This window comes from Bacteroides sp. AF34-31BH (assembly GCF_003602795.1).
Lineage (GTDB): Bacteria > Bacteroidota > Bacteroidia > Bacteroidales > Bacteroidaceae > Bacteroides > Bacteroides uniformis.
Genome location: NZ_QTLV01000002.1, coordinates 581,004 through 595,350, shown reverse-complemented (window position 1 = coordinate 595,350; position 14,347 = coordinate 581,004). Strand labels below are relative to the sequence as shown.

Annotated in this window: 13 protein-coding genes and 1 pseudogene; 13 read left to right on the top strand and 1 reads right to left on the bottom strand. The window is 38.2% G+C overall.

Annotated elements, in window-relative coordinates:
- Window positions 1-256: 256 nt before the first annotated feature.
- The 10 genes and pseudogenes from DWZ67_RS06095 (at window position 257) to DWZ67_RS06045 (ending at window position 9,532) form a co-directional block, all read left to right on the top strand.
- On the top strand, window positions 257-1,282 hold the full coding sequence (locus DWZ67_RS06095; protein ID WP_005837352.1) for a sugar kinase: 1,026 nt from the start codon (window positions 257-259) through the stop codon (window positions 1,280-1,282).
- 51 nt (window positions 1,283-1,333) lie between these two features.
- Window positions 1,334-1,699: a four helix bundle protein gene (locus DWZ67_RS06090; protein WP_080650799.1), complete on the top strand. Its 366-nt coding sequence runs from the start codon at window positions 1,334-1,336 to the stop codon at window positions 1,697-1,699.
- A 93-nt stretch (window positions 1,700-1,792) separates the two neighbouring features.
- Window positions 1,793-2,461, top strand: coding sequence for a bifunctional 4-hydroxy-2-oxoglutarate aldolase/2-dehydro-3-deoxy-phosphogluconate aldolase (locus tag DWZ67_RS06085; RefSeq protein ID WP_057089614.1), 669 nt, complete (start codon window positions 1,793-1,795; stop codon window positions 2,459-2,461).
- Between the two features lie 640 nt (window positions 2,462-3,101).
- A complete protein-coding gene (locus tag DWZ67_RS06080; protein ID WP_016273929.1) occupies window positions 3,102-4,274 on the top strand; it encodes a glycosyltransferase in 1,173 nt (390 codons plus the stop codon).
- 197 nt (window positions 4,275-4,471) lie between these two features.
- Window positions 4,472-5,002, top strand: a pseudogene (locus DWZ67_RS06075) (asparagine synthase-related protein); the annotation flags it as partial.
- 194 nt (window positions 5,003-5,196) lie between these two features.
- Window positions 5,197-5,517, top strand: a complete 321-nt coding sequence (locus DWZ67_RS06065) for a nucleotidyltransferase domain-containing protein (RefSeq protein ID WP_016273926.1) — start codon at window positions 5,197-5,199, stop codon at window positions 5,515-5,517.
- Window positions 5,514-6,548, top strand: a complete 1,035-nt coding sequence (locus DWZ67_RS06060) for a glycosyltransferase family 2 protein (protein WP_016273925.1) — start codon at window positions 5,514-5,516, stop codon at window positions 6,546-6,548. The genes DWZ67_RS06065 and DWZ67_RS06060 overlap by 4 nt, the downstream gene beginning before the upstream one ends.
- A 6-nt stretch (window positions 6,549-6,554) precedes the next feature.
- Window positions 6,555-7,598 carry a glycosyltransferase family 2 protein gene (locus DWZ67_RS06055; RefSeq protein ID WP_016273924.1) on the top strand — a complete coding sequence of 348 codons (1,044 nt, stop codon included), beginning with the start codon at window positions 6,555-6,557 and terminating at the stop codon, window positions 7,596-7,598.
- Window positions 7,599-7,601: 3 nt separating this feature from the next.
- Window positions 7,602-8,474 (top strand): alpha-1,2-fucosyltransferase, encoded by an 873-nt coding sequence (locus DWZ67_RS06050; protein ID WP_061412361.1) that lies wholly within the window; start codon window positions 7,602-7,604, stop codon window positions 8,472-8,474.
- Between the two features lie 11 nt (window positions 8,475-8,485).
- Window positions 8,486-9,532: a glycosyltransferase family 2 protein gene (locus tag DWZ67_RS06045; protein ID WP_016273921.1), complete on the top strand. Its 1,047-nt coding sequence runs from the start codon at window positions 8,486-8,488 to the stop codon at window positions 9,530-9,532.
- A gap of 6 nt (window positions 9,533-9,538) precedes the next feature.
- On the opposite strand, the gene DWZ67_RS06040 is transcribed toward DWZ67_RS06045, so the two are convergent.
- Window positions 9,539-11,068 (bottom strand): lipopolysaccharide biosynthesis protein, encoded by a 1,530-nt coding sequence (locus DWZ67_RS06040; protein ID WP_061412363.1) that lies wholly within the window; start codon window positions 11,066-11,068, stop codon window positions 9,539-9,541.
- 95 nt (window positions 11,069-11,163) lie between these two features.
- On the opposite strand from DWZ67_RS06040, the gene DWZ67_RS06035 reads away from it, so the two are divergent.
- Genes DWZ67_RS06035 through DWZ67_RS06025 form a run of 3 tightly spaced genes read left to right on the top strand, consistent with a single transcriptional unit; the run spans window position 11,164 to window position 14,269 of the window.
- Window positions 11,164-12,312 carry a glycosyltransferase family 4 protein gene (locus DWZ67_RS06035; protein ID WP_120138365.1) on the top strand — a complete coding sequence of 383 codons (1,149 nt, stop codon included), beginning with the start codon at window positions 11,164-11,166 and terminating at the stop codon, window positions 12,310-12,312.
- Between the two features lie 18 nt (window positions 12,313-12,330).
- A complete protein-coding gene (locus tag DWZ67_RS06030) occupies window positions 12,331-13,380 on the top strand; it encodes a glycosyltransferase family 2 protein (RefSeq protein ID WP_016273917.1) in 1,050 nt (349 codons plus the stop codon).
- Between the two features lie 10 nt (window positions 13,381-13,390).
- Entirely contained in the window at window positions 13,391-14,269 is an 879-nt protein-coding gene (locus DWZ67_RS06025; RefSeq protein ID WP_035458057.1) for a glycosyltransferase family 2 protein, read from the top strand.
- Window positions 14,270-14,347 lie beyond the last annotated feature (78 nt).

Here is a 14,347-nt window from a genome sequence, read left to right as displayed (position 1 = left end):
CGTAAATCGTCCCATCGTACATCTTCTTGTGCTCGCACACAATTATAATCTTAATATTTTCGATACAAATATATGATAATTTTTTGTATTTCAAAAATTGTTGTATCTTTGTGCCCGTACACGAAGACTGTGAAGAACGAATGTTATTTTGATTTACTCTCCATAGTTTCAGGTGTTTAAGTTCTGTTTATACCTCGAAATGATAAATTGAAAGGAAACAAATTAATTTCATATTAAAATAAAACATAGAAAGATTATGGGAAAGAAAGTAGTTACATTAGGTGAAATCATGCTGAGGCTGTCTACTCCGGGAAACACCCGTTTTGTGCAGTCCGACTCTTTTGATGTGGTATATGGCGGCGGCGAGGCCAACGTGGCTGTCAGCTGTGCCAACTACGGACATGATGCTTATTTTGTAACCAAGTTGCCGAAACATGAAATAGGCCAGTCGGCTGTCAACGCATTGCGCAAGTATGGCGTAAAGACGGATTTCATTGCGCGTGGTGGTGACCGTGTAGGTATCTACTATCTTGAGACCGGTGCTTCCATGCGTCCCAGTAAGGTAATCTATGACCGTGCACACTCTGCCATTGCCGAGGCAGATGCGGCGGACTTTGATTTCGATGCCATCATGGAAGGTGCAGACTGGTTCCACTGGTCAGGTATCACTCCCGCCATCTCCGACAAGGCCGCCGAGTTGACCCGCCTGGCTTGCGAGGCTGCCAAACGTCACGGCGTTACGGTGTCGGTAGACCTCAATTTCCGTAAAAAACTCTGGACCAAAGAAAAAGCCCAGTCCATCATGAAGCCTTTGATGCAGTATGTGGATGTCTGCATCGGCAATGAAGAGGATGCTGAACTCTGTCTGGGCTTCAAGCCCGATGCAGACGTGGAAGGCGGCAAGACGGACGCTGAAGGCTACAAGGGAATCTTCAAGGCGATGGCGAAGGAATTCGGCTTCAAATACGTAATCTCTACGTTGCGCGAGTCTTTCTCCGCTACCCACAACGGCTGGAAAGCAATGATTTACAACGGCGAGGAATTCTACGAGTCAAAGCGTTACGACATCAATCCTATCGTCGACCGCGTAGGTGGCGGCGACTCTTTCTCAGGTGGTATCATCCACGGCCTGCTGACAAAACCCAACCAGGGTGCCGCCCTCGAATTTGCAGTAGCCGCTTCCGCCTTGAAGCACACTATCAACGGTGACTTCAACCTTGTTTCTACCGAAGAGGTAGAAGCGCTGGCAGGAGGGGATGCAAGCGGACGAGTACAACGCTAAGCTCATTTACGATTTGACGATTTACGATGTACGATTGAAATTACTTCTACAGTGAACTCGGAGGAATTGAAAATACGATTGAAGGTGTTCTCTTTGAGAATAATCAAGATGGTAGATTGTATGCCTAATCGGATTTCGTCAATGGCTATAGCTAAACAAATAGTACGTTCAGGGACTTCACCTGCTGCCAATTATAGGGCAGCTTGTTTGGGAAAGTCTGATAAGGATTTTCTGAATAAACTGAAAATGGTAGAGGAAGAACTGGATGAAACTATACACTGGTTGGAAATTATTGCTGAAAGTGAGATGATTCCTGCTAATAAACTGCTTGGGTTGCAACAAGAGGCGCATGAATTGTATAAAATAATAGTGAGTTCTATTGTCACTACAAGAAATCGGTTAGCAAAGGAAGTTTGAATCGTCAAATCGTAAATAAAAAGAATAGATATAAAGTAAAGTAATATTAATCGTAAATCGTAAATCGTAAATCGTCAAATCGTAAATAAAAAGATGAGTAAATTTGATAAAATCTCAGTATTGAATAAGATTGGTTCTACCGGAATGGTGCCCGTCTTTTATCATAAGGATGCAGAAGTTGCAAAGAAAGTTGTAAAGGCTTGTTACGATGGAGGTGTTCGTGCGTTCGAGTTCACGAACCGTGGTGACTTTGCCCACGAGGTGTTTGCGGAAGTTGTGAAGTTTGCGGCAAAAGAGTGCCCGGAGATGGCTATGGGTGTAGGTTCCATCGTTGACCCTGCTACTGCGGCGCTGTATTTGCAGTTGGGTGCATGTTTCGTTGTAGGCCCGTTGTTCAACCCGGAGATTGCTAAGATTTGTAACCGTCGTCTGGTAGCTTATACTCCGGGGTGCGGCAGCGTTTCAGAGGTAGGTTTCGCGCAAGAAGCAGGTTGCGACCTCTGCAAGATATTTCCGGGCGACGTGCTTGGTGTCAAACTCGTGAAAGGTTTGCTGGCTCCGATGCCCTGGTCCAAGCTGATGGTGACCGGTGGAGTGGAGCCGACTCAGGAAAACCTGACCTCCTGGATTAAGGCGGGTGTGTTCTGCGTAGGTATGGGTTCCAAACTCTTCCCGAAGGATAAGGTCGCTGCTGAAGACTGGACTTATGTTACGGAAAAATGTAAAGAAGCGTTAGGTTATATTGCCGAAGCAAGAAAATAAAGAAGAAATTCATTTTGTTTAAAGGTGTTTAAAGGGGACAGCCATCGAAGCGTTTCGGCGCTTCGGTGGTTTGTTTTTTACTGGAAAGTATACTCCCGATGAACAATAAAATGTTTATAAGTGTAAACTGTACCCTTAAACTCTAAAACAATGTTATAAAACGCGCGAAAAATATGCCGGCGTTTTGCGCGTGCGGATAAAACACTTACCTTTGCAGTGCAGTTGGGAAACTGCATTTGGATTTGATAAATAATAAAAACAGTTTTCAATAAAGGATATTAGTTGTTAGGTAAAAGGATTGAAAATAGATTTTTTTCATAAGCTAAATGTTTTGAATAAATAGGTAAATTAGGTAAAGGTAAAAATTGGATTTTGAAGTTTTCAGAATAGGTAATTGAAGTTTTATTTTTCAGGTAAAGAGAAAGATTGATTTTTAGGTAACATTGACGCAGTTTAAAAGAAAAGCCTTTAAGGCTTTTCTTACAGGGGCGAGGGGTTCGTGAGAGCTTGCTCGTTTTTTTATTCCTATATTCTTCGCATTTTTTGTATATTTTGTCCGGACTCTACTTCTTTTTTGTATCTTTGTGTCGGATACCCATTAAAAACAAGCAGCAACTCTAAAGCTTAAATAGCTCTGAATTTGGAACATATATTGAATATATTCGATTGGCTTTTATACATATGGTTTGCAATAAACATACTGTATCTATTGGTTTACAGTCTGGCGTCACGCCGGCGTGACCTGCCTCTGCCCCCTCCAGCCAAGGAACACAAGCGTTTTGCCATACTGATTCCTGCCTACCGCGAAGATGCCGTGATACACGAGTGCGTCCATTCATGTCTGGAGCAGGATTATCCCGCCGACTGTTTTGATACGGTTGTCATTTCGGACCGTATGCAGCCCGAAACCAACGCTTCCCTCGCTGTGCTTCCTGTCCGCCTGGTTGAAGTGCATTTTGAGAAAAGCACCAAGTCCAAATCTCTGAATGCCGCCATGGCTGCCATCGGCAATGACTATGACATCGCTTTGGTGCTCGATGCGGACAATGTCATCCCTTACGATTATCTGAGTGATATTAACGACCTCTTCGCCAATCCGGAAGTCGAGATTGTGCAGACCCACCGGAGTGCCAAGAACCTGAACAATGACATGGCCCTGCTCGATGCCATCAGTGAGGAAATCAACAATACCATTTTCCGTCTGGGGCATGCCAAGCTGGGCTTGTCGGCTGCCCTTATCGGTTCCGGTATGGCGTTTCGTTATGACTTGTTTCGTGATACGATGGCTGACATCAAGGCTGTGGGCGGTTTCGACCGTGAATTGGAGCTGACCCTGCTCTATCGCGGCAAGCGTTTTTATTATCTGCCCGAAACCTTTGTGTTCGATGAGAAGATACAGAACACCGGTGATTTCTCCCGTCAGCGCCGCCGCTGGCTGTCGGCACAATGGCACTACTGCCAGACCTTTGCCAAATTCCTATGGAAAGCACTTGCTGCACGCAACTGGGACTTCTGCGATAAGCTTTTCCAGCAGCTTTCCATTCCCCGTCTGCTGCTGATGGGTTTCACGTTCTTTTTTTCCGTACTATTTACGATTTATCGCTGGACGTGGGGACTGAAGTGGTGGCTGCTTCTGGTTCTGCTTGCTGTGGCATTGCTCGTTGCCGTTCCCAAAAGATTCTGTACCAGCCGCCTGGCAATGGCCCTGCAAAAGATACCTTACACTTTCCTGCTGATGGCGGGAAATATCTTTAAGCTGCGGGGGGCAAACAAGAGCTTTATACATACAAAGCATGGGGTGGTCGAAAAATAGAAGAGGTGCATTTACGTGAAACAAATAAGTCTATAAGCAAACAAATGATATACGGAAAAATCACTTTAGAAGATTGGCGTACAGCCTGCGTAGAGGGGGAAGAGCCGGAATCTTCTTTTGAGAGTTATAATCTGAGGCTTTTCTTTTTCGGAACTTTGTATAATCGGGACACCTTGCAGGTAACCCCAGATGATACCAATGCCAAGCTTGCTGATTTGGAGACCACCATCAACCGGGTTATTCTATTCAAAGCCTCCCGCATGGCGCGGATGTTCGGCAATAATCTGGTGTTTCCTTTTATGGATATGGAACTTTTCCGTTTCCTGCAGGAGTTACCAGTCAGCCTGAAGTGCAAGGGGGACAGTGTGCTCGACATAGCACGCGGTCGTTCCGTTTCCAAGTATTTGCTGAAATATCATTATAAACCTTTGCTTCCCGAAGCCATTACGTCGAAAAAGAAGCAGGGCGGTTTTGCACCCATGCCGTTGTTCTTCCGCGACAAGGCACGGCGTGCCCGCTTCAAGGAATTTATCCTTTCTTCCGGCATTATGGGCGATTATCTGCGCCGGGATGCGGTGGAGAAGTTTCTTGCAGATTATGAACAAGTTGCAGATCAGGCAGGAGGTTGGTTCTGGTATAGGCAGAACAAGGCTTTGCAATACTTCAATCTGTTGACGCTTGTTGTGTGGTGGGAAGAGTTTGTGGAGGAACGGGAGGTGAAATTCTGAAAAATACGTTTAGTATTGTACCCACAATAATTATATTTTCTATCTTTGTAAGAAAAGCATGGAAATGGAAGATTTTAGTAATCAAGATACTCATATTTATGATGATGAAATAATCATTCGGGTATTGAATGATATTTTTGAACGTTACTTCTTCCTTCTTCAGGACTTTTACGTTTCTTTTAAAGCAAAGACAGATGAATAGAGTCTTATGGCAGCAATATGGATTGAGTGAAATAAATGGGAAACGTATTATGGACGTTTTTTCCCGTTTTTCAGAGGTGCAAGAAGCTGTATTGTTTGGTTCCCGTGCCAAGGGCAATTATAGGCAGGGCTCGGATATTGATATTGCAGTAAAGGGAACGGTTTCTAAAGATGTCTTGTCAGCGCTTCTTGTTGCTTTCGATGAAACGGTATTGCCTTATTTTGTTGATATAGTGGTTTATGACCATATCAAGAATATAGCATTGAAAGAACATATCGATAGGGTGGGAATTTGTATTTATTCGGCATTATGAAAGTATCTGTCATCATTCCCGTTTACAATGTTGCCAAGTATATAGAGCGATGTTTGTTGTCTGTTCTGAACCAGACTTGGCAGGATTTGGAAGTAATTTTGGTGAATGATTGCACTCCGGACGGCTCTATGCAGATAGTAAAAAAACTTATATCATCGCATCCGCGCGGAGCAGTGGTGAGGTGCCTGGAGCATGAAAAGAACAAGGGACTTTCTGCTGCAAGAAACACCGGTATTTCAGTGTCTGTGGGCGATTATCTGTACTTCTTGGATAGCGATGATTATATTCCTGCGAATGCAATAGAGCTTTTGGCAGAGGCAGCGAGGCAGAAGCAAACGAATTTTGTGATAGGCAATTATGAGGTGACCGGCGCCAGACGTTGGGCTCCTCCTTTATCATTAGGTACCGGGCTTTATGAAGGGAATGCTCTTGTACTTTCCAATTATGTGCAGGAAAAATGGTATGTCATGGCATGGAACAAACTGGTGAGTCGTCCTTTCGTTTTGCAGCATCAACTCTATTTTCAGGAGGGCATCGTACACGAAGATGATTTATGGTCATTCAAGCTGGCATGTATGGCTCAAAGTATGTATGTTGTTGATGAGACCACTTACTATTATTCTATGCAGCCGGATTCCATCATGCGGGCGCCGTCTATGCGTAATTTGGAATGTCGTGTGCTGGTGCTTGGATATATCTATGATTTTATCCGGTCTTCCCGGTGCTTGCAGGATAACCGGCAGATATACATATTCTTTGAAAACTTGAAGGCTAAATATTTTGACCGTATTCTGTATTTCACGAAAGATAAATCTTTTTATTATCAAAGTTATTTGGTCTTTCGGAGCAAAAAGTATGCATCTTTGTTTAAAATGGTGGGGTTACGGCCCGTATGGAAGCTGATGTTGCAGAACATCCATTATGCGCTTCCTACATATGCCGGCTATTTGTATTTTAAGGCTTTTGTGAAGTCAGCCTATTATTTGCTGGTGATTTCTATAAAAATGAAGGCTGTGTTGCGTGTAAAATGAGCGAATATGAGTAATGTCCCGGAAATATCCATTATAGTACCCGTCTATAAAGTAGAAGAATATTTGTCACAGTGTATTGACAGTATTCTCGTACAGACATTTACAAACTTTGAATTGTTGCTGGTAGACGACGGAAGTCCTGACCGTTGTGGGGAAATGTGCGAAGAGTATGCTCAAAAGGATGAGAGAATAAGAGTCTTCCATCAAGAAAATGCGGGGGTCAGTACTGCACGAAATAAAGGATTGGCTGAGGCATATGGAAAATATATTGTTTTTGTAGATTCGGATGATTATATCTTACCTGCATATCTGGAAGATCTATATAATGAATTGTCTGAACATAAAGGAAGTGGGGTTGTAATAGAATCAGTCATAAAACTATATCCTAATGGAGTTATGCAACCATCTGTTTTCCCGAATTTAGATTTTTCTTCAGAGGACAGATTTCGCGTGTTGACAGACTTAGTAGATAAGAATATAGGTTATCCTCATAGTAAGATATATAGTAGAGATATTATAAAAAAGTATAGTCTTTCATTTTTGTCATCAATATCTTTGCTGGAAGATTTTTTCTTTTTATTGGATTATATTCAATATGCTGATTTTATTTTGATACGTAATATTTCCAATTATATATATAGAGTAGAATATTCTGATACGGCGTTATCTGTTTGTAATAAGTCGTTGAAAGAGGAATGTGAGATATTCCAGAATTATTATTATAGAGTGATTTTGTATCAGCAAGAATATAATCTAAAAGCAGATGATTTACAATTGGTTTGGAAGGAACTGAAAATATTTTTTCATCGTATTTTGCTGTCTTTATATGTTAGTTTACCAAAAGAATCTTATAAGTTACGAAAAACTTTTTTGAAATCATTGGTACTGACATATTCCGATTGGATAAAATATTGTTTTCGTCCTGACTACTTGTCAGATCGGATTGCTCGATTTTTGTTGTTGAATCGTTGTTATCTGTTTTTTGATTTATGGATGAGAGGCTTGTTGAAAATACAATTTGTATATATGTTTGGTTCAAAAAGGAAATAAATTATGAAAATAGTATTGCCATGTTGGGGATTAGGAAATGTTATGTTTCAGTACGCATTTTTATGTGAACTGCGTTTTAGAGGAAGAGAAGCTTGTTGTTTCTTATTACATAAAAAATTACGTTTTGAACATAATGGATATGAGCTTGATAAATTGTTTAAAGTACATCCTTATAAAGGACTTAATATTTTCCAAAGGATATATATACGTTTAGTAGAGTTCTTGGGGGCTATGGAATTACCTTATTTTAAATTAATCAGCCTTTTCTTTAAAGAGGTAAGTGTTAAAGAAAATTTTATATATTATGATGAGGTATTTCAACATCCACATGAAAATTGCTATTTTAAAGGAACTTGGCAGAGTCCTTTGTATTTTGTTCATGCCAAGCAAGAGATATTGGATACATTTCGATTTGACAAAAGAATGATTTCTTCTTATACAAGAGATGTTTTAAACCAAATAGAAAAGACTCCTAACAGTGTAAGTTTGCATGTACGTCGCGGTGATTATTTGAAACCAGATTTTGAAGGATTGAGTAAATGTTGTCCTAACGATTATTTTGAAAGGGCAATTCAATATATGAAAGAGCATATGGATACCCCGGTTTTCTATGTCTTTTCTGATGATATGGATTATGTGAAGGAAAATATAAAGTTGGAAGACGCTTTCTATATTGATGGTAATAGGGGGAATGATTCTTGGCAAGATATGTTTCTAATGAGTTCATGCAATCATAATATTATAGCTAATTCTACATTTAGTTGGTGGAGTGCTTTTCTTAATTCCCATGACAATAAAATTGTTATTGCACCAAAACGCTGGTGGTATTATTTTGAGACGGATGATGTTGTACCGGAAGAATGGATAAGAATGTAAATAAGAAAAATATGGAACAAAAACCATTAATATCAGTAATAGTACCTATATATAAAGTAGAAAAGTACTTATCATATTGTATAGAAAGTATATTAAAACAAAGCTTTACAGATTTTGAACTGTTGTTAATAGACGATGGTAGTCCTGATGATTGTGGAGTAATCAGTGATAATTGGGCTAAAAAAGATCGACGGATTCGTGTTTTTCATCAGAAGAATGCAGGTTTAAGCGCTGCGCGTAATAAGGGATTAGATAATGCAATAGGTCGCTATGCGGTATTTATTGATTCGGATGACTATGTCGATATTGATTACTTGATAAACCTTTATCGCTTACTTCCTGATTCTCAGATTGGTTTAGGATTTACAGTTCAGGGATATAAAAGGTGTCAAGAAAATGGGAAGGCAATAAAGTCTTTTAATTTCTTTTCTCATGTTTATACTCAGGCGGACATTCCTTCTTTATTTATTGGGAGTGAGATTTACAATATGTTTAGTGCTTGTGCAAAATTATTTGATTGTTGTTTTTTGAATAAATATCATTTGCGTTTTAATACTGCTCTTCGTTTCTCTGAAGATGTGTTATTTGTATTGGAATGTATGTCATGTTGTGATTATATTTCGGTCGGGAATAAAGCTGATTATAATTATATAAGTTATGAAGGCACTATGTCGAAAATAGTGACTCCGTTTGTATCTGAATATACAACTTTTTTTTCATGTAAAACTGTTATAAATCAATATATAGCAAATGTGAAACTGACATCAGTGCAACAACAAGGTATATTTAAGTGCATTCATTTACTGTTTTGCCGTACATTGAAATCTGATTATCATTATTTGGATACTATTTCTGGAACCACTCGAAGAAAACATTTGCGCTGCTTGATTAAAAGTAATATGGACTACCTTGTAAAATATTATGTTCCTGATTATTTAATAGATAAAATTGGACGTTTTTTACTGATGACCCATAATGTTTTTCTGTATGATATGTTCTTTATTACACTGTTTAAATTGAAAGTAAGGAAAATGTTTTGTCCACCTGGTGCATTTTAGTAGAAGTTATTTATGTAATATCCGTCTAATAAATGTACGTATACTTCGTGTAAATAAGAAGAACAGTATAACAGCGAACAAAAGGTAAGTTATGCATGAAATAGTTGCATATAGAATCCAATTGTTGAAAGAAACTTCAGGTGAAAAATCTTGTGCTGGCCATAAATATATACAAACTATTGCTGGTAATATAATTAATATCATATATTTTATATATCTCACCCAGTAATGGATAACTGAAATTTTAAATCCTTTACTATAAAGGAAGTAAGGTTTCCAAATACCTACAATTAAGATAAGGCTTGTGATATTTCCCATCAATATTCCTGGGAGTCCCCATAAATACCCCCCAATAATTGCTACAGTCAAATTAATTACGACCTCTGCAATAGGTGCCCATATGTCATGAAATAAACCGTATCCTTGTAAAAATTGGTCAGTTGCTCCTCTTGTATATCCAACGAATGAGTTGAAAATAATCAAGAATAGAATATGATTAGGCATAATATATTCAGCTCCTAACCATAGTGAAATAAAAGCTTCTGTCAGTTGATATAGGCAGAAAGAAATTGTGCCGGCAATAAGAAAACGAAAACTTAAGAGCTCCCAGAAAACGATTTGAATGTGTTTGGTATTTCCTTCAGCAATAAGGTTGCCTACTCCGGCGCTGGTACTACTGAGCAGATTATTGATGAGTTGGGCTATCTTATCAATAATGAGTGTATAGTTATTATAATAGGCTACAGTTTTCAGTGATACAAATGCATATATGAGGAAAGGGGTTGTTTGAAATTGTACAAAACATGCTATCTTATGTATGAATAACTGTTTGGTGTATTTGATGATTTCAGGATATTTTTTGAGTAGTGATTTTCCTTGTTTGACTTCGCTATGGAGCCATGGGTATGTTTTTTTTATTCTCCAGTTTAGAATAAAAGTATAAGTTATGCCTAATATTAACTCCATGCTAATCCAAAGATAGTAATTTCCTGTATAGTAAGTTAGAGTCATTTGTATTAGGGTTTTTAGCAATACAGCACTTTGATAGTATGCAGTCACTACATAATTTCTTTGGTCGGCGCCTAATAAAGTTTGTTTGTAATTAGCAAAATATCCGATAAGTGAAGTTGTTAAATATGAAAAATAGGCAAAATAGATAACTGATAGTTGAAACTCTGTATTTGAAAATATTAATGGCAAAAAACATGCAAGTAGGCATCCAGCTCCTAATATACTTAGTCCAATCCAACGGTAGATGTATCCGAAGACAGAAATTATTTCATTGATTTTATTTTCATCATGTTGATATAAGGGTTTGTATAATACATATCCTATAGCCATGCCGATGCCCAGTTCTGCGAGATTCAGAAATCCTAAAAGATTAAGTAGAGTACCGGTTAATCCCATAAAATCAGCACCAAGTGTATCTAAAAAAATTTTTCTGGAGAAGAAGGATAGTGCAAGATTTAGAAAATAGAATATCATATTAACCCGAGCATTAAGCAATGATTTCTTTACGCGTGATTCATGTGGCATATCTTTTCTTGTATTATTGAGCAAAAATAACAATAAAATGGTTTGTATGTAGAAAGATGAACAACTTTTTTTATCTTTGCTCTGAATAAGATTCAATGGATAGGATATTAAAAATAGTATATTGTAATCCTGCACTTCATGTTTCAGGGGGTGGGGAGCGTGTTCTCACAGTCAAAGCAAATTATTTTGCTGAAAAATTGGGCTATGAGATACATATTGTCACAACTGATGGAGGGAAATATCCTCCTTTTTTCACTTTACATCCTTCTGTCAAAGTACATCAGTTGAATATTAACTATGATGATTATTTTTCTCCTTGTAGACGTGTTTGGGAGTTCTTCCATAAACGTTACCTACATAAGAAACGTTTGAATAGATGTCTGAATCAGATTAAACCGGATATTACGGTGATTATGACTCGTAGGGAAGTCGGATTCATTGCAAGTATGACTGATGGAAGTGTGAAGATTGCAGAAAATCATGTTGATAAGAGCCGTTATATGGATTCGATGAATCCACATTTGTCGAAATTCCTGCCGATGTGGTTAAAACGTAGATACCGGGAAAATATTATCGCTTCATTAAGTAAGCTTGATAAGTTTATTCTGTTGACTCATGAAGATGAAAAAGCTTGGACGGAACTGCATAATTTGGCGGTTATTCCTAATCCACTAACTATCATTCCTGATGGGGTATCACGATGCGAGAATAAACGGGTGATTGCGGTGGGAAGGTATGAGCATCAAAAAGGGTTCGATTTGCTGTTGAAAGCTTGGAAGGAGGTGGCTAATACGCATAAGGACTGGACAATGCATATATATGGAGAGGGGATATTGAGAGAAAATTTGCAGAAACAGCTGATTTCTTTAGGATTAGAAGACTCATGCTTTTTAGAACATCATACTTTGCAGATAGGCGAATGTTTTAAAACAAGTTCATTGTTTGTTTTAAGTTCTCGTTTCGAAGGGTGGGGGCTTGTCATTGTAGAAGCTATGGCATATGGATTGCCAGTTGTGTCATTTGCTTGTCCGTGTGGACCAAAAGAAATTATAGTTGATGGAGTGGATGGTTTTTTAGTAGAGCCTCAAAATATCAAGGAACTAGCCTGTAAAATATCTTATGTAATTGAAAATGAGGAAATTCGTAAAACTATGGGATACCAAGCCTCTGTAAATGTTCATAGATACGATATTGAAAGGATTGTTCCGAGATGGGTACAATTATTTGAAGAACTCACAATATAAAAAGAGTAGATATTTTGTATGGATAAAGTAACATTGGGGATTCCCATATATAATGCTGCAAATCTTGTGGAACGGACATTGCTGTCTGCTCTTAATCAGACGTATCCGAATATTGAATTTATTTTTGTAGATGATAAAGGTAATAGTATGGATATTGTTCGTCGGATAATAGCAGAGCATCCCAGAAGAAATGCTGTACGTATTATAGATCAAAAACATAATCAAGGGACTGGTGCTGCGCGTAATGCCATTGTTACGTATGCTACGGGGAAATATCTTTTTACAATGGACTGTGATGATGTGATTATACCTGATTGCATTGAGATACTTTATCGGAAAATGGTGGAACACCCAGTTGATTTTGTAGCAGCATCATTTGTCCGTAAAGATGTACAAGGGAATATATATCCGGGTGGATGTCAATATGACGATGTTTTAGTTGAAGAAGGAGATTATGCTGTTGCTCAATATCGTTATGGGCAAGGAAAAAATATATTTGTCGCAACTTGGAATAAGCTCTATCGGACTGATTTTTTACGTAAAAATAAAATATGTTGTGTACCCCATTACTTGATTGATGACCCTTGGTTTACATATCAGGTTATTATAAGAGCACGTTCTTGTCGTCTAATATCTGATTGTACTCTATTTTTTACATACAATCCTTTATCTGTAACAAGTGTCAAAGAACAAGATGGATATACGACATTTCTTGGAGAACAGTATTTGGGAACTCAGAGGTTAAAAGCTGATTATATATATTCATTGGCAGAACAGCCTTTTTATCCAGGAGCTCTGGTGGATTTATTGAAAATGAGTCTTTATCATCTTTATAGAGTGTGTGCATCATCTAAAATAGCAGAAAGTGAAAAGGAATATTTTCTACAAAGCTTCTTGGAAATTCGTTTTTTATCGCCCAGACATTGGAATTTTATGAGCAAAAACACATATAAACTATTGCCATTACTAACTTTTTATGCTTTGCCGATGATGGTGAAAAAAGGATTGGTAAAAAGTATAGTAAGAGTTGATTTGCGAAGTATATTGCATCGTTGGTTTCACTTTTAGACAGAAGATTATGGTATCAATTATAACAATCAATTATAATGGATGGAAAGATACTTGCGAGCTGATAGCATCTTTAAATCAATTTGAGGAGTATCCTTACGAAATAATTGTTGTGGATAATGCATCAAAAGGTGATGATGTGAAATTGATAAAAGCAACATGTCCAGATGCAATAGTTGTTAGCAGTGATAAGAATTTAGGCTTTGCCGGAGGCAATAATTTAGGATATCAGTACGCAAAAGGTGACTATATTTTCTTCTTAAATAATGATATGGTGATAAAAACACCAATATTGGAGAATATGGTTAATCGCTTGAAAAATAAATCATTTGCAGGGGTGTCACCTTGTATTGTATTCTTATATAAGCCAGATATAATCCAATATTATGGATATTGTGAAATGACGCCCATAACATTAAAGCATACAACGGAGAGCTTTGATCCTTCCCGTCGTGGGGATTTTATGTTTCCGCATGAAACTGAGGTATTACATGGAGGAGCCATGATGGTACGTCGTGAAGTGATAGAGGAGGTTGGGACGATGACCGAGGTCTATTTTCTCTTTTATGAGGAGTTTGATTGGAGTCGCCGTATGCGTGAAGTCGGTTATAAGTTATTTTACGAACCTACTTCAGTTGTATACCATAAAGAAAGTATGAGTATTCCTAAAGAAACCCCATTTCGTGAATACTATTTGACCCGTTCACGGCTAATTTATGCTTGGCGTAATTGTCAGGGCATTGATAAATATTTGGCTTGTGGGTATCAATTATTTTTAGTAGTACCTAAAAGAGCTTTTTTATATTTAATAAAGAAAAGATTAGATTTGGCAAAAGCTGGTTGTACAGGAATTCTTTCTGGTTTATTTTTGTGCTTGAAAAAAAAATAGAGTTCATTTTTATTCAATCTTCCCTCGACTATACTCTTTTTCTCCAACGAGAGGTTCATCCCCATGCGGTACTACCTA